This is a genomic window from Streptomyces sp. S063 (assembly GCF_002832675.1).
Lineage (GTDB): Bacteria > Actinomycetota > Actinomycetes > Streptomycetales > Streptomycetaceae > Streptomyces > Streptomyces sindenensis.
This window is the reverse complement of record NZ_CP021707.1, coordinates 6,260,402-6,279,915: the sequence shown is the minus strand read 5'-3', so window position 1 is coordinate 6,279,915 and position 19,514 is coordinate 6,260,402. Positions and strand designations below refer to the sequence as shown.

The window sequence follows — 19,514 nt, the reverse complement described above, 5'->3', positions numbered from 1 at the left end:
GGGGTGGTTCTCCCGGCCCGTCGGCCGTACGGAGAGAGGAGCGGCTCAGTCGCGGGCGGGCTCCACCGCGCGGCTCTCGAAGCGGCCGTCGAGCTTGGCGACCAGGCCGGTGACCTGCCGGGCGATGTCCGGCGCGGTCAGTCCGATGTCGGCCATGACCTCGCCGCGGGATGCGTGGTCGAGGAAGACCGGCGGGATGCCGAAGTCGCGCAGCGGTACGTCGACGCCGGCGTCGCGCAGGGCCTGGGAGACGGCGGAGCCGACCCCTCCGGCGCGGCTGTTGTCCTCGACGGTGACGACGACGCGGTGGCGCTCGGCGAGCGGGGCGAGCGCCTCGTCCACGGGCTTGACCCAGCGGGGGTCGACGACGGTGCTGGAGATGCCCTGGGCGTCCAGCAGGTCGGCGATCTCCAGGCACATCGGGGCGAGCGCGCCGACGGAGACGATCAGGACGTCCGGGCGGGCCGCCTCGGGCTCGCGCAGGATGTCCATGCCGCCGGCCTTGCCGACCGCCTTCACGGCGGGGCCGACCGCGCCCTTGGAGAAGCGGACCACGGTGGGCGCGTCGTCGACGGCGACGGCCTCGCGCAGCTGGGCGCGGACCTGGTCGGCGTCGCGAGGGGCGGCGATCCGGAGGCCGGGCACGCACTGGAGGATCGACATGTCCCACATGCCGTTGTGCGAGGCGCCGTCGGTGCCGGTGATGCCGGCCCGGTCCAGGACGAAGGTGACGCCGCACTTGTGCAGGGCCACATCCATCAGGACCTGGTCGAAGGCGCGGTTGAGGAAGGTGGCGTAGACCGCGAAGACCGGGTGGAGGCCGCCGGTGGCGAGGCCGGCCGCGGAGGCCGCGCCGTGCTGCTCGGCGATGCCGACGTCGTAGATCCGGTCCGGGAAGGCCTCCTCGAACTTGCCGAGGCCGACCGGCTGGAGCATGGCGGCCGTGATCGCGACGATGTCCTCGCGCTCCTGGCCGAGCTTGACCATCTCCTCGCCGAACACGGAGGTCCAGTCGAGCCCGGAGGTGGAGATGGGCAGGCCGGTGTCGGGGTGGATCTTGCCGACCGCGTGGAAGCGGTCGGCCTCGTCCTCCAGGGCCGGGGTGTAGCCGCGGCCCTTCTCGGTGAGGCAGTGCACGATGACCGGGCCGCCGAAGCGCTTGGCGCGCTGGAGAGCGGATTCCAGGGCCTCGACGTCGTGGCCGTCGATCGGGCCGACGTACTTCAGGCCGAGGTCCTCGAACATGCCCTGCGGGGCGATGAAGTCCTTGAGGCCCTTCTTGGCGCCGTGCAGGGTCTCGTACAGCGGGCGGCCGACGACGGGCGTGCGCTCCAGGATGTCCTTGCCGCGCGCCAGGAACCGTTCGTAACCGTCGGTCGTACGGAGCGTGGCGAGGTGGTTGGCCAGGCCGCCGATGGTCGGGGCGTAGGAGCGCTCGTTGTCGTTGACGACGATGACGAGGGGGCGGTCCTTGGCGGCGGCGATGTTGTTCAGCGCCTCCCAGGCCATACCGCCGGTGAGCGCGCCGTCACCGATGACCGCGACGACGTGGTCGTTCTTCTTCAGGACCTCGTTCGCCTTGGCGAGGCCGTCGGCCCAGCCGAGGACGCCCGAGGCGTGGCTGTTCTCGATGATGTCGTGGTCGGACTCGGCGCGGGAGGGGTAGCCGGAGAGCCCGCCCTTGCTCTTGAGCCGCGAGAAGTCCTGGCGGCCGGTGAGCAGCTTGTGGACGTAGGCCTGGTGGCCGGTGTCCCAGAGGACCTTGTCCTTCGGCGATTCGAAGACCCGGTGCAGGGCGATGGTGAGCTCGACGACGCCCAGGTTGGGTCCGAGGTGGCCGCCGGTCTTGGACACCGCGTCCACCAGGAAGGTGCGGATCTCCTCCGCGAGCTGGTCCAGCTCACCGAGGCTGAGCCGGTCCAGGTCGCGCGGTCCCTTGATGCGGGTCAGCAGATCCACCCGTGCCTCCTTGCGTTTGAGCTGATCGAGCGTGCCGATCCGATGAGTCTAATGTTCCGCTACCGGACGTGAGCAGCGGGCGGGCTTCTTCGTAGCGATACCCGGACACGCGCAGGTGCCCGGCCGCCCCTCTCGGGACGCCGGGCACCTGCGCGAACGTGCGGTCAGGCGCGACCCGCGGTCTTCTGGGTCTTACGGGTGACGGAGTCGATGACGACCGTGGCGAGCAGCACGGCGCCGGTGACCATGTACTGGATCGGCGTGGCGATGCCCTCCAGCGACAGTCCGTACTGGATCGAGACGATCACCATGACACCGAGCAGGGCGTTCCAGGTGCGGCCGCGGCCACCGAAGAGGCTGGTGCCGCCGATGACGGCTGCCGCGATGACGTTCATCAGGAGGTCGCCGGTGCCGGAGCCCTGGTTGGCCGCCGCGATCTTGGAGGCCCAGAACAGGCCGCCGATCGCCGCGAAGGTGCCCGCGATGGAGAAGACGGAGATCCGGATCGCGGTGACGTTGATACCGGCGCGCCGGGAGGCCTCCACGCTGCCGCCGAGCGCGAAGATCTTCCGCCCGTAGGCCGTCCGGCGGAGCAGGAAGTCCGTGCCGACCAGGACGATCAGGAAGAGGACCAGGGCGAGCGGCAGGCCGCGGTACTGGTTGAACATGTACGCGGCGGCGAAGGCGAACACCGCGAGGACCGCGGTGCGCACGGCGATGTCGGCGACCGGCCGGGACGGGATGCCCGCGGCCTCGCGGCGGCGGGTGTCCAGGAAGGCGGCGGCGAAGTAGCCGACGACCGCGATGGCGGCGAGCCCGTAGGCGGCGGCGACATCGGTGAAGTAGTACGTGGTCAGCTGGCCGACCACGCCTTCGCCGTCCAGGTTGATGGTGCCGGAGTCGCCGAGCAGCTGGAGCATGAAGCCGAGCCAGAACAGCAGGCCGGCCAGGGTGACGGCGAAGGCCGGGGCCCCGATCCGGGCGAAGAAGAAGCCGTGGATCGCGCCCATCACCGCGCCGCTGACGATGGCGACGAGGATCGCCAGCCATTCGTTCATGCCCTGGGTGACGCTGAGCACCGCGATCAGGGCGCCGGAGACGCCGGAGACGGAGCCGACCGAGAGGTCGATCTCACCGAGCAGCAGGACGAAGATGATGCCCACGGCCATCATGCCGGTGGCGACCATGGTGACCGCGATGTCGCTGATGTTCTTCGCGGAGAGGAACTCGGAGTTCAGGCTCTGGAAGACGATCGCGATGATGGCGAGGCCGATGACCACCGGGATCGAGCCCAGGTCACCGCCGCTGATCTTGCGCTTGAACTCGGTGAGGTAGCCGGCGAGGCCCTGCTCGCGGACGAGCAGCCGGGGGTCGACGACCGTGGCGGCGCCGTCGGCGGCGTCCGGGTTGCCGACCGGCGGCGTGTCCGCCGGGGCGGTGCCCTTGTCCAGGGCGGAGCTGCTCTTGTCCACCGTGTTGGTGGTCTCGTCGGTGGTCACTTGGAAACCTCCGCGTTGCGCGCCGCACGACGGGTCACGGCGTTGTCCGTGGCGCCCGTGATGGCGGAGATGATCTCTTCCTGGGAGGTGGTCTTCACATCGAAGACACCGTTGTTCCGGCCCAGCCGGAGCACGGCGACCTTGTCGGCCACGGCCTTCACGTCGGCCATGTTGTGGCTGATGAGGATGACCGCGTGACCGCGCTCGCGCAGCCGCTCGACGAGGTCGAGGACCTGGGCGGTCTGCTCGACGCCGAGGGCGGCGGTCGGCTCGTCGAGGATGACGAGCTTGGGCTCACCGAGCATCGACCGGGCGATGGCCACGGTCTGGCGCTGGCCGCCGGAGAGCGAGGCGATCGGGATACGGACGCTCGGGATCCGGATGGAGAGCGTGGAGAGCAGCTCGCGGGAGCGGCGCTCCATCTCGACCTCGTCCAGGATGCCGAACCTGCGCAGCTCCCGGCCCAGGTAGAGGTTGCCGACGACGTCGATGTTGTCGCACAGCGCGAGGTCCTGATAGACGGTCGCGACGCCGAGGTTCTGGGAGTCGTGCGGCTTGTTGATCTGCACCGCCCGGCCCTCCCACTCGATGACGCCGTCATCGATGGGGTGCACTCCGGCGATCGTCTTGACCAGCGTTGATTTACCGGCGCCGTTGTCGCCGACCAGGGCGACCACCTCGCCGGCGTGGACTTCAAGCTCTACATCGGTGAGTACCTGGACGGCACCGAAGCGCTTGGAGACCCCTCGCAACGCCAACACGGGCGTAGCGGACACATGAACCATCTCCTTCGCCGCCTGACCGGCGGGGATGCCGCGCCCGGGGGAAGGCGCGGCGGTGTCGAGCAGAAGAGATACGGGAAGAGCGGTGAAGCGTTCCGTCCGGCGCCCCGCCCGGTAGCGGGACGGTTGATGTGCGGGACGCCGGACAGGCTTCCTGACGCGGGCGGGCCGGGGGCCTGCGCCCGCGTGGGCGGTGGGCCGCCCGGCCCTCGCGCGGGCGCGCGGCGGACCGGGTGGCGGTGGAGCGGGCGGGACCCGGCCGCTCGGGGGGGCCGGGTCCCTGGGGCCGGGGCCCCGGAGGACTACTTGAGGCCGAGCTTGTCGCAGGCGGCCTTGTACTTGGCCGTGCAGATCTCGTCCAGCGTCCAGATGCCGTCCTTGATGACGGTGTCCTTGATGTTGTCCTTGGTCAGCGAGACGACCGGGACGAGGACCGTGGGGATGCCCTTGGTGGTGGCGCTGTCGACCTTGGAGGTGGCGATGGAGTCGAGCTTCTCGCCCTTGGCGAGGGCGACGGCCATCTCCGCGGCGACGATGCCCTCGGCCGGGTAGGACTTGTAGACGCTCATGAACTGCTCACCGGAGACGATGCGCTGCACACCCGCGAGCTCGGCGTCCTGACCGGTGACCGGCGGGAGCGGGGAGATACCGGCGGCCTTGAGGGCGGTGATGATGCCGCCCGCCATGCCGTCGTTGGCGGAGTAGACGCCGTCGATCTTGTCTTTGCCGAGCGCGGTGATCGCCGCTTCCATGTTGGCGTTGGCGTTCTCCGGCTTCCACTCCTTGGTGTCGTACTCCTTGCCGTACTTCACCTTGCCGTCGAGGACGGACTTGGCGCCCGACTTGAAGAGTGCGGCGTTCGGGTCGGTGATCGCGCCGTTCATCATCACGATCGTGCCGCCGTCGGCCTTGTCCCCCAGGGCCTCCAGCAGGGCGGTGCCCTGGGCCCGGCCGACCTCTTCGTTGTCGAAGGAGGTGTAGGCGTCGATGGGGCCCTCGGCGAGGCGGTCGAAGGCGACGACCGGGATACCGGCGTCCTTGGCCTTCTTGACGCTGTTGGCGATCGCCTTGGAGTCGACCGAGCCCAGGATCAGCGCGTCGACCTTGTTGGTGATCATGGTGTCGACCTGCTGGGCCTGCGTGTTCGCATCCTGCTTGGCGTTGGCGTAGGTGACCTTCGCCTTGCCGCCGGTGAGCTCGCTGATCTTCTTCTCGATGATCGGCCGGTCGAACTTCTCGTAACGGGCCGTCTGGTTCTCGGGAAGGAGCAGACCTATCTTCAGGTCGTCGCCCTTCTTCTCCGAGCTCTGCTCGGCCTTGTCGCCGGACTCCTTGGCGCTCCCGCAAGCGGCCAGCGAGATCGCCATCGTGGTGGCGGCAACGGCAACGGCGGCACGACGCATACGCGTGTTCATTCTCGAACCTCCCTGACGAGGCCGCGACGTTGCGGCCGAGGTGGCTGGAAGTCAACTCGGCCTCAGCGTCAGCGTCAAGGAGTAAATCCTTAACGAGATGACAACGGTGCCATTCGTTATCTAAGTGAAGGCAGGAGTGGCCACGGGAAGGGTGCTCTCCAAAAGGGTTGAATCGCCCATCTCGCTGAGCACCAGGGCGAGTGCGCCCAGCACCTCGGCACGGCCGCCGAGCGCCCCGGGAAGGACCGAGAGCTGCCGGGCGGCGCTGGGGATCGCGTACCGCGCCACGGAGTCCCGTATGGGCCCCAGAACCAGCTCTCCGGCCTCCGCCAGCGAGCCGCCGAGCACGACGCGGCTGGGGTTGAGCAGATTGCACAGGTTGGCCACGCCACTGCCTATGTGGCGGCCCACGTCCCCGATCACCCGGCGGCACCCGGGGTCGCCCTCGCGGGCCAGCTGGACCACCCGCTCCATGGTGAGCCCGGGCCCGTGGCTGGGCTGGAGCAGCGGCAGGACGTAGCGGGCGGCGGTGAAGGTCTCCAGGCAGCCGCGGTTGCCGCAACGGCAGACCGGGCCCGACTCGTCGAGCGTGATGTGCCCGATCTCGCCGGCCGTGCCGCCGGGGCCGCGGTAGATGGTCCCGTCGATCACCAGACCGGCGCCGACGCCGCTGGCCACCTTGATGTACGCGAGGTCCTTGACGCCCCGCCCGCTGCCCCAGACCAGCTCGCCCAGCGCTCCGAGGTTGGCGTCGTTGTCGACGTACACGGGCACGCCGAGGCGGCCGGAGAGCTCCTCGCTGGGATTGATGCCGGTCCAGCCCGGCAGGATCGAGGTGGAGCCCAGCGTGCCGGACTCGACGTCGATGGGGCCGGGCACGCCGAGACCGACGCCGATCACCTTGTCCGGGCCGATCCCGGTGGCCTCGATCAGCCGCTTGACCAGCACCTCGGCCCGGTCGAAGCCCTCGGCGGAGGAGGCGTCGACGTCCAGCGGCTCGGACTCCTCGGCGAGCACCTGATGGGCGAGGTTGCCGACGGCGACGCGCAGATGCGTATGGCCGAAGTCGACGCCGATGACGATGCCCGCGTCGCCGCTGAGCGAGACGCTGCGGGCCCGTCGGCCGCCCGCCGAGGTGGGGGTGACCTCGACCGTTCCGCCGTCCTTCAGCTCCCGGACGATATTGGAGACCGTGGCCGCGGAGAGGCCGGTGCTCCGGGCGATCTCCGCCTGGGTGAGCGATCCTGCCATCCGTACGGCGCGTACGACCCGCTCCAGATTGGCCCTGTGCAGCGATGTCTGCGACCCGGGAGTCTCCATCGACTCATCCACTCCTGCCCTTGGCGGGCGGTCCCTGAGGACCGCCCCGGCCGGGGCCGCAGCGATGAGACCCCGGCTTCCTCCAACATGTGAACTCTAAGCTGACCGTTCGGGGGTGCCTCCCGTCAAGACCTGAGCACCGGCGCACCCCATGACGGCCCGGTGCCCCGGCGGAGGGATTCCGCCGGGGCACCGGGTTGTTGCCGATATGTGACCTTCTCGCGCGACCTACTTCAGCGCGCCCGCCGTGAGACCGGAGACGACCTGCCGCTGGAAGATGATGTAGGCGGCCAGCACGGGCAGCATGGCGATCACCAGGCCGGCGAAGAGGCCGGAGTAGTCGCCCTTGTACCCCTGGCTGGCGGCCAGCTCCACCAGGCCCTGGGCCAGCACCCGCTTCTCCGGGTCGGTGTTCAGCACCGTCGGCAGCATGTACTGGTTCCACTGCCCCAGGAAGTTGAAGATCCCGACGCTGATCAGGCCCGGCTTGGCCATCGGCAGCATGACCTGGAAGAACGTCCGGGTGTGCGAGGCCCCGTCGATGATCGACGCCTCCGCCACCGAGGTCGGCAGCGTACGGAAGAACGAGGTCAGGAAGAACACGGTGAACGGCAGCGAGTACGCGATGTACACGAGGATCAGGCCGTGGATCGTGTTCAGCAGCCCCATGTTGTCCATGACGTAGAACAGCGGGACCAGCGCCAGCATGATCGGGAAGCTCATGCCGCCGACGAACAGGAAGTAGATGAAGCGGTTCCCGGGGAACTCGAAGCGGGCGAGCACATAGGCGGCCATGGATCCGAGGACCAGGGTGCCCACCAGCGAACCGCCCACCACCAGGATGGTGTTCAGGAAGTACTCGCTCATGTGGGCCTGGCTCCAGGCCCGGCCCCAGCTGTCGAAGTTCAGCGAGCTGGGCAGCGACCACGGCGTGTTGAAGATGTCCGAGTCGGTCTTGAACGAGGACATCACCGCCCAGAACAGCGGCAGGACGACCATGATCGCCCACAGGATCAGCATCCCGTGCGAGAAGACGTTGAGGACGTGGCCCTCACTGCTCTTCGCGGGGGCCGACGAGCCCTTGGAGACCGCCTCGGTGCGCTGGGCCGGGACCTTGGCCGCGTCGGCGCCGGACGGGGTTCCGGAGGGCCCGGACGGAGAGGTGTCAGTGGTCTTCATCAGAACTCCAGCCGCTCGCGCCGGCCCACCCGCATGACGATGGCGGCGAACGCCAGCGTCACGATGAGCAGGGCGACACCGATCGTGGTCGCGTAGCCCGCCTGTCCGTCACGGAACGCCGACTGGTAGACGTACAGCGGCAGGACGGTGGTCGAGTAGTCGGGCCCGCCGGGACCGACGCTCATGATGTGGACGATGGCGAAGCCCTCGGCGCCGAGCGCCAGGATGCCCATGTAGACCCAGCCGGACTGGACGGTGTCCCACAGCAGGGGCAGTGTGATCCGGAAGAAGGTCGTGAAGCGGCTCGCCCCGTCCAACAGGGCGGCCTCGTAGAAGTCCTTGGGGATGGAGGCCATGCCCGCGGAGAACAGCACCACGAAGAAGCCGGTGGTGCACCAGACGAGCACCGCCATGATGACCCACAGCGCCAGCTGCGGATCGCCCAGCCAGTCCGGCACGTCGTCGAAGCCGACGGCCTTGAGCGTGCCGTTGATCATGCCCTGGGCCGGGTCGAAGGCGAACTGGAACAGGATGGCCACAATCGCAATCGAGAGCACCTGCGGGAAGAAGTACGCGATCTTGTAGAACCCCGAGCCCCGGACGCCGGTGACGGCGGCGCCCTTGCGGCGCCGCCCGCCCACGTTGAGCATGAAGGCGAAGAAGAGCGCGAGGCCGAGCGTCACCAGCGGGAGCAGCACCGCCAGCAGCACACTGTGCTGCAGCGATTTCCAGAAGACGTCGTCGTCGAGCATCTTGGTGTAGTTGTCGAACCCGACCATCTTGAAGTCGGGGCTCAGACCCGTCCAGTCCGTGAACGAGTAGTAGATGGACTGGATGAAGGGCCAGATGACGAAGATGACGTACAACGCCATCGGGACCACCAAGAACCCGACTATGAACCGGTATTTACCGTGTTGCATCGTTACCGACTCCGACCTTCCCGTGCTGCCCGCCGCTGGTGACGCGTGGTCACTGGTGCTTGAAGTGCTTGATGGACTGGTCCTTGGCGGTCGCGTCGGCGAAGGCCTGGATCTTCTTGATGGTCTCGGCCGGCTTGGCGCGGCCCGCCATCATCTCGCCGAGCGCGGCGACACCGATCTGCTCCTTCTGGAGCTTCACGTACCAGTCCTGCAGGCGCGGGTTGACCACGTTGGTGCCGGCCTTCTCCAGCGCGGCGACACCGGACTTGAGGCCGTCGGACAGCTCGATGCCGTCCGTGCCGCCGTTGAAGGCGGACAGCGACTTCGTGCTGGCGGTGAAGGACTTGGAGGAGGCCTCGCTGAGCATGATGCGCAGCTGCTCCATACCGCCCTCGACGTTCTTCGCCTTGCTCGGGACGATGAACGGCTCGCCGCCGGACGCCCAGATGGTGCCGAACGGCATCTTGTCGGAGGAGTCGAGGCTGGAGGGGGCGCCCACGGACAGCTTGAAGTCCTTGGGGATGATCGCCGCTTCCTCGTTCTCCACCCAGGAGCCGTTCGGGATGAACAGCGCCTTGCCGCGGGCCCAGGCGCCCTGCGAACCGCGGTGGTCGAGGCCGGGGGTGCCGTCGAGGATGTAGTCCTTGGCGACCAGCTCGTAGTACGCCTCGAAGGCCGCCTTGACCGCCGGGTGCTCCCAGGCCTTCGGCTCCAGGTTGTCGATCGCGTCGAGGACCTCGACACCGCCGATCTTGGCGATGAAGGGGTACAGGGAGAAGGGGAGGTAGTACGGGTGCTTGCCGGGGTAGGTCCACCCGGCGATGCCCTTCTTCTTTGCCTTCGCGCAGAGCGCGAGCATGTCGTCCCAGTTCTCCGGGTACGTGGCGTCGAGCTTCTCCAGCGCGGTCTGCGAGTACCAGACGCCGTAGACCGTGTACGCGTAGTACATGATCCAGACCGGGTCGCCGTCGAACTGGCCCATCTCGACGATGCCGGGCCGCAGGGTGTCGCGGACCTTCTTGGCGGGGTCGTCGATGGAGGGGGCGTCGAGGAGCGGGGTCAGGTCGGTGAGCTGCTTCTTGCCGACCAGGACGCCCATGTCCATCTGCTGGGCACCGGAGTTGTCGATCAGGTCCGGCGGGGTGCCACCGTTGAATCGCGGCTGAAGAACCGACTGGATCTTCTGCGTCGCCGAGAACTTGACCTTCGCCTCGGGGTAGGTCTTCTCGTAGACGGCCTTGGCGTCCTCGGCGTACTTGGTGCCGAAGCCGCCGTCGAAGATGACGATCTCCAGCGGCGCGCTGCCGTTGACGGCCAGCGGGTTCTTGTCGCTCTTTTCGCCCTTTTCGACCTTGTCGTCACTGCTGCTGTCGCCGCTCGCGCAGGCGGACAGGAAGCTCATCGTCGGAACAGCGATCAGGCCGAGTGCGGCAGAACGCTTGATCAGATCGCGACGGCCAAGGCCCTCATTGTTGTGGGCGGAGGTGGATCCCATGCTCAAGTCCTCGCCTTCTCCAGGACTCAGGCGGTGTGCCGGTCACCCGTCGAGAATTCGCCTCAGGCGAAGGGCCCCGCCACCGCGGTCAGTTGCGCTTGGGTCATGCGGATATGCAGACGCACCGGACGGGCCGGTGCAGTGGGGATGCCGGGAGACCGTACAGCGAGGACGCCCTCGGCGTCCTCGCGACGTTCCTGTTTCCCCCGCGCACATCCGTGTGAAACGGCTGTGCAGATGCCGACAGGTATAGTCCACTTGTCGCCAACTGAGCAAGATCGAATGCAGGTTTGGGCGGCAGTCTTTCCCGAGTTGAGACCTCACGGACACCTCGACGCCCCGCACCCTCCTCCCGCGGCGGCTATTTCCCCATTCCGGCCGATTCGCCGACGGACCCTGAGACAACACCCTTGACACGTCCTGTCACTTGGCTCCCTACTGGACCTTGCATCCCGCTATGACAACGTTGTCCATGCATTTTCCCGGGGAGGAACGGCTCGGCATGCAGCCACCACGCGGCCTCAACCACGGCTTCGACACAGCCCCTCACGCGGTCCCCCGCCCGGCCCCCCGCCGGAGACGGACCCCCACAGCAGCCGCCCTGGCGGCGTCCCTCGCGCTCGTGGTGATCGCCCCCGCGGTCGCCACCGCGCAGCCCGCGTCGCCGGACCGCAAGCCCTCCGGCGACCGGACGTTCACCACCTCCTTCGAGGCGGACGAGAAGCAGCCGGACTGGCGCAGCACCGTCGAGGAGGGCCCCGACGGCAAGAAGCGGTCCTCCGGTGTCGACGGCGGCTTCTCCTCCGGCATCCCGGGCAATGTCACCGACCGGGTGACGGGGGTGCGCGCGAGCGCCGAGAACACCGCGGGCGGCGAGGTCAAGGAGAACCTCGTCGATGTCGAGCCGGCCTCGAAGTGGCTGACGTTCGCCAAGACCGGCTGGATCGAGTTCGATCTGGACGAACCGGTCAAGGTCGTGACGTACGCACTCACTTCTGCCAACGACCACGCGGAACGCGACCCGAAGAACTGGACGCTCCAGGGCTCGGCGGACGGCAAGGAGTGGACCGACCTCGACACCCGCAGCGGCGAGTCCTTCGCCAAGCGGCACGAGACGAAGAGTTACGAGTTCGCGGGCGGCACCGCCTACAAGCACTTTCGGCTGGACATCACGGCGAACGGCGGCGCGGACGCGCTCCAGCTCGCCGACGTTCAGTTCTCGAACGGTGACACCTCGACGCCGGTGCCCGACGAGATGCGCAGCCAGCCCGACCGCGGCCCCTCCGGCTCCCCCACCGCGAAGTCGGGCGCGGGATTCACCGGAAAGAAGGCGCTGCGCTACGCCGGTACGCACACGTCCGACGGACGCGCCTACTCGTACAACAAGATCTTCGACGTGAACACGGCCGTCACCAAGGACACCGAGCTGTCCTACCTCGTCTACCCGCAGATGGGCGAGACGGACCTGAACTACCCGGCCACGCATGTGGCGGTGGACCTCGCCTTCACCGACGGCACGTACCTGAGCGACCTGAAGGCCACCGACAGCCACGGCGGGCTGCTGACCCCGCAGGGCCAGGCGGACGCCAAGCGCCTCTACGTCAACCAGTGGAACAAGGTCGCGGCCCGGATCGGCACGGTCGCCGCGGGCAGGACGGTCGACCGGATCCTGGTGGCGTACGACTCCCCCAAGGGCAAGGCGAAGTTCCAGGGGTGGATCGACGACATCGCGATCGCCCCGAAGAAGCCGGAGAAGCGCAAGGCGCACCTGTCGGACTACGCGCTGACGACCCGCGGCACCAACTCCAGCGGCGGCTTCTCGCGCGGCAACAACATTCCGGCCACGGCGGTCCCCCATGGCTTCAACTTCTGGACGCCGGTGACCAACGCCGGTTCGCTGAGCTGGCTGTACGACTACCACCGGGGCAACAACGCGGACAACCTCCCCACGCTCCAGGCGTTCGGCGCGAGCCATGAGCCGAGCCCGTGGATGGGCGACCGGCAGACCTTCCAGCTGATGCCCTCGGCCGCGAGCGGCACCCCGGACGCCTCCCGGACCGCCCGCGCGCTGCCCTTCCGGCACGAGAACGAGACGGCGAAGCCGCACTACTACGGCGTCACGTTCGAGAACGGCCTCAAGGCCGAGATGACGCCGACCGACCACGCGGCCCGGATGCGGTTCACCTACCCGGGCAAGGACGCCAGTCTGATCTTCGACAACGTCTCGAACGCCGGCGGCATCACACTGGACCCGAAGACCAGTTCCTTCTCCGGTTACACGGACGTCAAGAGCGGCCTGTCCACCGGCGCGACCCGGATGTTCGTGTACGGCGTCTTCGACGCGCCGGTCACCGACAGCGGCAGGCTGAAGGGCGGCGGGGGCGACGACGTCACCGGCTTCTTCCGCTTCGACGCGGGCAAGGACCGCACGGTCAACCTGCGCCTGGCCACCTCGCTGATCGGCGTCGACCAGGCGAAGCAGAACCTGGCGATGGAGATCCCGGAGTCCACCTCGTTCGAGCGTGTGCGGCGCACGGCGCAGAGCGCCTGGGACGACATCCTCGGGACGGTCGAGGTCGAGGGCGCCAACGCCGACCAGCTGACGACGCTCTACTCCAGCCTCTACCGGCTCTACCTCTACCCGAACTCCGGCCACGAGAAGGTGAAGGGCAAGAACAAATACGCCAGCCCCTTCTCCAAGGCGACCGGCGAGAACACCCCGACGCAGACGGGCGCGAAGATCGTCGACGGCGAGGTGTACGTCAACAACGGCTTCTGGGACACCTACCGCACGACGTGGCCGGCCTACTCCTTCTTCTCCCCGAAGAAGGCCGGGAAGCTGGTGGACGGCTTCGTGCAGCATTACAAGGACGGCGGCTGGACCTCGCGCTGGTCCTCCCCCGGCTACGCGGACCTGATGACCGGCACCAGCTCGGACGTGGCGTTCGCCGACGCGTACGTCAAGGGCGTGGAGTTCGACGCCGAGGCGGCCTACGACGCGGCGCTCAAGAACGCCACCGTGGCCCCGCCGTCCTCGGGCGTCGGCCGCAAGGGCCTTCAGACCTCGGTCTTCACCGGTTACGCGAACACCGCCACCCACGAGGGCCTGTCCTGGTCCCTGGAGGGTTACGTCAACGACTACGGCATCGCCCGCATGGGCCAGGAGCTGTACAGGAAGACGAAGAAGGCACGGTACAAGGAAGAGTCCGAGTACTTCATGAACCGGGCGCAGAAGTACGTCAAGCTCTTCGACGACAAGGCCGGGTTCTTCCAGGGCAAGAAGCCGAACGGCGACTGGCGCCTGCCCTCGGACCAGTACGACCCGCGCGTCTGGGGCTACGACTACACCGAGACCAACGGCTGGGGCTACGCCTTCACCGCCCCGCAGGACAGCCGGGGCCTGGCCAACCTGTACGGCGGCCGCGCGGGTCTGGGCAAGAAGCTGGACACGTACTTCTCGACGCCGGAGACGGCGGGCCCGGAGTTCGTCGGCAGCTACGGCGGGGTCATCCACGAGATGACCGAGGCGCGTGACGTGCGGATGGGCCAGTACGGCCACAGCAACCAGGTCGCCCACCACGCGACGTACATGTACAACGCGGCCTCGCAGCCGTACAAGACGCAGGAGAAGGTCCGCGAGGTGCTGGGTCGGCTGTACGTCGGCAGCGAGATCGGGCAGGGCATCCACGGCGACGAGGACAACGGCGAGCAGTCGGCGTGGTTCCTCTTCTCCTCGCTCGGCTTCTACCCGCTGGTGATGGGCAGCGGGGAGTACGCGATCGGCTCGCCGCTCTTCAAGAAGGTCACCGTCCGCATGGACAACGGCCGCAAGCTGGTCGTGAAGGCGCCGAAGAACAGCGACAGGAACATCTACGTGCAGGGCGTGAAGGTCAACGGCAAGAAGTGGACCTCCACGGCGCTCCCCCACGACGTGCTGGCCAAGGGCGGCACGCTGGAGTTCGCCATGGGCCCGAAGCCGTCGGCCTGGGGCACGGGCAAGGACGCGGCCCCGGTCTCGGTGCAGAAGGACGACCAGGTCCCGACGCCCAAGGGCGACGCGCTCAAGGGAGACGGCGCGCTGTTCGACGACACCTCGGCGACGTCGGCGACGGTGGAGTCGGTGGAGCTGCCGGTGGCCTCGGCCACGAAGGGCGTGCAGTACACGCTGACCTCGGCGGCGGCGGACAAGGCCCCGACGGGGTGGACGCTCCAGGGTTCGGCGGACGGCGAGGAGTGGACGGACCTCGACCGCCGTTCCGGCCAGTCGTTCGCCTGGGACAAGCAGACCCGGGTGTTCTCGGTGGACAGGCCGGGCTCGTACACGAAGTACCGGCTGGTGCTGACGGGTTCGGCGACGCTCGCGGAGGTGGAGCTGCTGTCCTGAGCGTGACGCGGTGAGCGCGGGCGGCCGGTACCCCGAGGATCGGGGTGCCGGCCGTCGGCGTGTCAGCGGTCCTGGCGGGTGCGACGACCGTGGCGGCGCGAGAGCCCTGGCGGGCGCCCCGGCCGTGGCGGATGCGCCGGTCGTGGCAGCCGTGGCTCAGCCGCCCTGGAGGCTCTCGGGCAGGGCGACGTTGAGCGCGGCGACGACCGGGCGGCCGTGTTCGGTGCCGAGGCGGGAGACGGCGCCGGTGGCGAGCTGGAAGAGCCGTCCCTCGGCCGGGGTCAGGCCGAGGTAGCGGGCGGTGAGGACGCGCAGGAAGTGCGAGTGCGCGACGAGCGCGATGTCCTCCTCGCCCCCGACCTCCTCGGCGGCCGACCGGACGCCCGCGAGCACCTGGTCGGCCCGCTGCCCGATCTGGGCGGGGCTCTCGCCGGGGTGCTCGTCGGAGCCGGGGTCGACGCCGTCGGTCCACAGGTTCCAGAAGGGGCGGGTGCGGCGGATCTCCCGGGTGGTGACGCCCTCGTACCCGCCGTAGTCCCACTCCCGCAGCTCGGGGGTGACCCGGGGCGCGGGGAGCCCGGCCAGTTCGGCGGTGCGGCGGGCCCGGATCGACGGGCTGACGAGAGTGAGGCCGATGGTGCGGTCGGCCAGCAGCGGGACGAGCGCGCGGGCCTGGCGCTCCCCGACGTCGGTGAGGGGGAGGTCGGTCCAGCTCGTGTGCTGCCCGGAACGGGACCATTCGGTCTCGCCGTGCCGGATGAGGATCAGCTCGCCCATGGTGGTCCGTTCGCTTTCTGTCCAGGTGGTGCGGGTGGGGCTGATGGGGCCACGTACGGTAAGCCCCTCAGCTGATCGCTTTCCCGTGGGGGGACCGCATGTCCGAAAACTTTCCGCCTCCGCCGCCCGAACAGCCGCAGCAGGAACACCGGCCTCCGATGGGGGCGCCTCCGGAGCGGCCTTCGCCGTGGGCCGCGCCCGCGGGGCCGCCGCGGAAGCAGCACACGGGGCTGATCGTGACGCTCGCCGTGGGCGGTGCGCTCGTCGTGGCGGGAGCGGTGGTGGCGCTCGTCTTCTCCGCGATGGACTCCTTCGAGGACTCCATCGCGCTGCCGCCGCGGTCGGAGGCGCCCTACTCGGAGCCGTACGAGGAGGGCTCCGGGCCGTACGACGAGGAACCGTACGACGAGGGCCCGGCGGAGGCCGCCCCGGAGCCCGACGCGGAGAAGGACGTCACGATCACGGCCTGCACCCGTGATCCGCAGATCGGCTGGCAGGCGGCGAAGGTGAAGGTCGTGAACGGCTCGTCGACGACGGCCAGCTACACCATCATGATCGAGTTCCTCGACAAGGACGGCGTCAGGGTCGCGGAGGGCGGGGCGGGAGTGGTCGCCCTGGAGCCCGGCGCGAGCGCGGTGAGGAAGGCGCAGGACGTCGGTGAGGTGCCGCGCGGCACGACCTGCCGGATCAGCGACATCTGGCGCACACCGTCGGGGCCCGCGGACTGAGGCGGGCCCCGGGCCGCGGCCCCGGAAACGGCGCGAGGGCCGCGCCCCGGGAATCCCGGGGCGCGGCCCTCGCGTTGTGCCGGCCACCGCTCGGCGGCGCATCAGGCTGATCAGCTGCGGATCAGGCTGCGGAGCACGTACTGCAGGATGCCGCCGTTGCGGTAGTAGTCGGCCTCGCCGGGGGTGTCGATGCGGACGACCGCGTCGAACTCCACCCCGGTGTCGGTGGTGACCTTGACCGTACGGGGGTGGTGCCGTTGTTCAGCTCGGTGACGCCGGTGAAGGAGAAGGCCTCCTCGCCGGTGAGGCCGAGGGTCTCGGCGTTCTGGCCCTCGGGGAACTGGAGCGGCAGGACGCCCATGCCGATGAGGTTCGAGCGGTGGATGCGCTCGTAGGACTCGGCGATGACGGCCTTGACGCCGAGGAGCGCGGTGCCCTTGGCGGCCCAGTCGCGGGACGAGCCGGAGCCGTACTCCTTGCCCGCCAGGATCGCGAGCGGGGTGCCGGCCGCCTGGTAGTTCTGCGAGGCGTCGTAGATGAACGACACCGGACCGCCGTCCTGGGTGAAGTCGCGGGTGTAGCCGCCCTCGGTGCCCGGCGCGATCTGGTTGCGCAGGCGGATGTTGGCGAACGTACCGCGGATCATGACCTCGTGGTTACCACGGCGCGAGCCGTAGGAGTTGAAGTCACGGCGCTCGATGCCGTGCTCCGTGAGGTACTTGCCGGCCGGGGTGTCGGCCTTGATGGCGCCGGCCGGGGAGATGTGGTCGGTGGTGACCGAGTCGCCGAGCTTGGCCAGGACGCGGGCGCCGGTGATGTCCTCGACCGGGGACGGGTCCATCGCCATGCCCTCGAAGTACGGGGGCTTGCGCACGTAGGTGGACTCGGAGTCCCACTCGAAGGTGTTGCCGGTCGGGATGGGGAGCGCCTGCCACTGGGCGTCGCCCGCGAAGACGTCCTGGTAGGACTTGTTGAACATGTCCTCGCCGATGGCGTTCGCCACGACGTCGTTGACCTCGGCCTCGGTCGGCCAGATGTCGGCCAGGAAGACCGGCTTGCCGTCCTGGTCGATGCCCAGGGCGTCCTTGGTGATGTCGACCTTCATCGAACCGGCGATGGCGTACGCGACGACCAGCGGCGGGGACGCCAGGTAGTTCATCTTGACGTCGGGGTTGATGCGGCCCTCGAAGTTGCGGTTGCCGGAGAGGACCGACGTGACCGCGAGGTCGTTGTCGTTGACGGCCTTGGAGACCTCCTCCGGCAGCGGGCCGGAGTTGCCGATGCAGGTGGTGCAGCCGTAGCCGACGAGGTTGAAGCCGACCTTGTCGAGGTACGGGGTCAGACCCGCCTTGTCGAAGTAGTCGGTGACGACCTTCGAGCCCGGGGCGAGGGTCGTCTTGACCCACGGCTTGCGGGTCAGGCCCTTCTCGACGGCCTTCTTCGCCACGAGCGCGGCGGCGACCATGACGTAGGGGTTCGAGGTGTTGGTGCAGGAGGTGATCGCGGCGACGGTGACGGCGCCGTGGTCGATCTCGTACGTCGAGCCGTCGGGGGCCGTGACGGTGGTCGGCTTCGACGGGACGCCGTTGGAGACGGCCGGGGCGTCGGAGGCCGGGAAGGACTCCTTGCCCGCCTCCTCGTCGTCCGAGACGTAGTTGCGGACGTCGCGGGCGAACTGCTCCTTGGCGTTGGCCAGGACGATGCGGTCCTGCGGGCGCTTCGGGCCGGCGATGGAGGGGACGACCGTGGCGAGGTCGAGCTCCAGCTTCTCGGAGAAGTCGGGCTCGGCCTTCGGGTCCAGCCAGAGGCCCTGCTCCTTGGCGTACGCCTCGACGAGCGCGACCTGCTGCTCGTCACGGCCGGTCAGACGCAGGTACTTCAGCGTCTCGTCGTCGATCGGGAAGATCGCGGCGGTGGAGCCGAACTCCGGCGACATGTTGCCGATGGTGGCGCGGTTGGCGAGCGAGGTGGCGGCGACGCCCTCACCGTAGAACTCGACGAACTTGCCGACGACGCCGTGCTTGCGGAGCATCTCGGTGATGGTCAGCACGAGGTCGGTGGCGGTGGTGCCGGCCGGGAGCTCGCCGGTCAGCTTGAAGCCGACGACGCGCGGGATCAGCATGGAGACCGGCTGGCCGAGCATGGCCGCCTCGGCCTCGATGCCGCCGACGCCCCAGCCGAGCACACCGAGGCCGTTGACCATGGTGGTGTGCGAGTCGGTGCCGACGAGGGTGTCGGGGTACGCCTGGCCACCCCGGACCATGACCGTACGGGCCAGGTGCTCGATGTTCACCTGGTGGACGATGCCGGTGCCCGGGGGGACGACCTTGAACTCGTCGAAGGCGGTCTGGCCCCAGCGCAGGAACTGGTAGCGCTCCTTGTTGCGGCCGTACTCCAGCTCGACGTTCTGGCCGAAGGCCTCCTTCGTACCGAACTTGTCGGCGATGACGGAGTGGTCGATGACCAGCTCGGCCGGGGCCAGCGGGTTGATCTTCGCCGGGTCGCCGCCCAGCTCCTTGACGGCCTCACGCATGGTGGCGAGGTCCACGACACACGGGACGCCGGTGAAGTCCTGCATGATCACGCGGGCCGGCGTGAACTGGATCTCCTGGCTGGGCTGCGCCTGGGAGTCCCAGCCGCCGATGGCCCGGATGTGGTCGGCGGTGATGTTCGCGCCGTCCTCGGTACGGAGCAGGTTCTCCAGCAGGACCTTCAGGCTGTACGGGAGGCGCGCGGAGCCCTCTACCTTGTCCAGCTTGAAGATCTCGTACGACTCGTCGCCCACGCGCAGCGTGCTGCGGGCGTCGAAGCTGTTCGCCGACACGACAGTCTCCTTCTTCAATGTGCGCGTCTACCGCGCCGCGCCTCATTGGCAGCCGGCGCCGCGTTTTGCCACCTACGGCTCCGGCCATCCGCTAAGGTAAGGATTAGTTAGGTAACCCTTACTGGGCGGCGGCTGTGGTGCGCCTCGGCAGATATCTCGATGTCGAGATAACTCTAGTACATAGCCGCCGCGCGGTCATGCCCAGGTGCCCTGTGACCGCGCCGACACACGG

General features: G+C 68.8%; 11 protein-coding genes and 1 pseudogene. 2 read left to right on the top strand and 10 right to left on the bottom strand.

From position 1 onward, the window contains the following. Nucleotides 1–45: 45 nt before the first annotated feature. From dxs to ngcE, 8 genes are all read right to left on the bottom strand, one after another. Nucleotides 46–1,959 carry a 1-deoxy-D-xylulose-5-phosphate synthase gene (gene dxs / locus CCZ36_RS28620; RefSeq protein ID WP_128818864.1) on the bottom strand — a complete coding sequence of 638 codons (1,914 nt, stop codon included), beginning with the start codon at nt 1,957–1,959 and terminating at the stop codon, nt 46–48. A 164-nt stretch (nt 1,960–2,123) separates the two neighbouring features. Then, nucleotides 2,124–3,458 (bottom strand): sugar ABC transporter permease, encoded by a 1,335-nt coding sequence (locus CCZ36_RS28615; protein ID WP_176734530.1) that lies wholly within the window; start codon nt 3,456–3,458, stop codon nt 2,124–2,126. Next, complete coding sequence (locus tag CCZ36_RS28610; protein ID WP_024264112.1) at nt 3,455–4,243, bottom strand: ATP-binding cassette domain-containing protein; 789 nt, start codon at nt 4,241–4,243, stop codon at nt 3,455–3,457. Before CCZ36_RS28610 ends, CCZ36_RS28615 begins: the two co-directional genes overlap by 4 nt. 299 nt (nt 4,244–4,542) lie before the next feature. After that, entirely contained in the window at nt 4,543–5,655 is a 1,113-nt protein-coding gene (locus CCZ36_RS28605; RefSeq protein ID WP_069739242.1) for a sugar ABC transporter substrate-binding protein, read from the bottom strand. 120 nt (nt 5,656–5,775) lie between these two features. After that, nucleotides 5,776–6,975: an ROK family transcriptional regulator gene (locus tag CCZ36_RS28600; protein ID WP_069739241.1), complete on the bottom strand. Its 1,200-nt coding sequence runs from the start codon at nt 6,973–6,975 to the stop codon at nt 5,776–5,778. A 228-nt stretch (nt 6,976–7,203) separates the two neighbouring features. Continuing rightward, nucleotides 7,204–8,154, bottom strand: coding sequence for a carbohydrate ABC transporter permease (locus CCZ36_RS28595; RefSeq protein WP_128818863.1), 951 nt, complete (start codon nt 8,152–8,154; stop codon nt 7,204–7,206). Continuing rightward, on the bottom strand, nt 8,154–9,074 hold the full coding sequence (locus CCZ36_RS28590) for a carbohydrate ABC transporter permease (RefSeq protein WP_006128388.1): 921 nt from the start codon (nt 9,072–9,074) through the stop codon (nt 8,154–8,156). Before CCZ36_RS28590 ends, CCZ36_RS28595 begins: the two co-directional genes overlap by 1 nt. A gap of 49 nt (nt 9,075–9,123) precedes the next feature. Then, complete coding sequence (gene ngcE / locus CCZ36_RS28585; RefSeq protein ID WP_069739238.1) at nt 9,124–10,569, bottom strand: N-acetylglucosamine/diacetylchitobiose ABC transporter substrate-binding protein; 1,446 nt, start codon at nt 10,567–10,569, stop codon at nt 9,124–9,126. Between the two features lie 502 nt (nt 10,570–11,071). On the opposite strand from ngcE, the gene CCZ36_RS28580 reads away from it, so the two are divergent. After that, complete coding sequence (locus CCZ36_RS28580; RefSeq protein WP_069739237.1) at nt 11,072–14,953, top strand: GH92 family glycosyl hydrolase; 3,882 nt, start codon at nt 11,072–11,074, stop codon at nt 14,951–14,953. Nucleotides 14,954–15,109: 156 nt separating this feature from the next. Here the strand turns inward: CCZ36_RS28580 and CCZ36_RS28575 are convergent, their stop codons facing one another. Further along, a complete protein-coding gene (locus CCZ36_RS28575) occupies nt 15,110–15,730 on the bottom strand; it encodes a histidine phosphatase family protein (RefSeq protein ID WP_069739236.1) in 621 nt (206 codons plus the stop codon). A 236-nt stretch (nt 15,731–15,966) separates the two neighbouring features. Here CCZ36_RS28575 and CCZ36_RS28570 point away from each other — a divergent pair, with 236 nt between their 5' ends. After that, complete coding sequence (locus CCZ36_RS28570) at nt 15,967–16,458, top strand: hypothetical protein (protein ID WP_237302756.1); 492 nt, start codon at nt 15,967–15,969, stop codon at nt 16,456–16,458. Nucleotides 16,459–16,568: 110 nt separating this feature from the next. Here CCZ36_RS28570 and acnA read toward each other — a convergent pair. Further along, a pseudogene (acnA, locus tag CCZ36_RS28565) lies at nt 16,569–19,282 on the bottom strand (aconitate hydratase AcnA). Nucleotides 19,283–19,514 lie beyond the last annotated feature (232 nt).

Excerpts from the sequence above, each read along its gene's own strand:
- CCZ36_RS28590 (WP_006128388.1), bottom strand. The coding sequence starts at position 9,074 with ATGCAACACGGTAAATACCGGTTCATAGTCGGGTTCTTGGTGGTCCCG.
- ngcE (WP_069739238.1), bottom strand. The coding sequence starts at position 10,569 with ATGGGATCCACCTCCGCCCACAACAATGAGGGCCTTGGCCGTCGCGAT.
- CCZ36_RS28605 (WP_069739242.1), bottom strand. The coding sequence starts at position 5,655 with ATGAACACGCGTATGCGTCGTGCCGCCGTTGCCGTTGCCGCCACCACG.
- CCZ36_RS28595 (WP_128818863.1), bottom strand. The coding sequence starts at position 8,154 with ATGAAGACCACTGACACCTCTCCGTCCGGGCCCTCCGGAACCCCGTCC.
- CCZ36_RS28580 (WP_069739237.1), top strand. The coding sequence starts at position 11,072 with ATGCAGCCACCACGCGGCCTCAACCACGGCTTCGACACAGCCCCTCAC.
- CCZ36_RS28600 (WP_069739241.1), bottom strand. The coding sequence starts at position 6,975 with ATGGAGACTCCCGGGTCGCAGACATCGCTGCACAGGGCCAATCTGGAG.
- CCZ36_RS28575 (WP_069739236.1), bottom strand. The coding sequence starts at position 15,730 with ATGGGCGAGCTGATCCTCATCCGGCACGGCGAGACCGAATGGTCCCGT.
- CCZ36_RS28610 (WP_024264112.1), bottom strand. The coding sequence starts at position 4,243 with ATGGTTCATGTGTCCGCTACGCCCGTGTTGGCGTTGCGAGGGGTCTCC.